Annotated in this window: 1 protein-coding gene; it reads right to left on the reverse strand. The window is 32.4% G+C overall.

All coding sequences use genetic code 11. The features are described from left to right. Positions 1-124: 124 nt before the first annotated feature. A partial coding sequence (locus V6255_RS18150; RefSeq protein ID WP_341629393.1) for a transposase occupies positions 125-247 on the reverse strand: 123 nt, incomplete at its 5' end.

Genomic DNA, 247 nt, shown 5'->3' on the forward strand with positions numbered 1-247 from the left:
TTACATTTACTTGAGATTAAATAGATTATTTTGTTTTTATTAACTAATTGATTAATTTGAGTCATAAATGGGATTAGAGGGCTAAACATGAGGGATTTATTGAGTTAAGGGCTTTGCCCTTGGCTTAATGTAAACTATTCCTTAACTTCTCTATATTATGAACGAGACAGTACATTTGCCATTGCGTATTCACTTTATCTTGGCCGCGCAGCGTGAATTTATTCATCCCTTTATTCACCGTAATATT

The sequence above is a fragment of the Psychromonas arctica genome, from assembly GCF_038155225.1.
GTDB lineage: Bacteria > Pseudomonadota > Gammaproteobacteria > Enterobacterales > Psychromonadaceae > Psychromonas > Psychromonas arctica_B.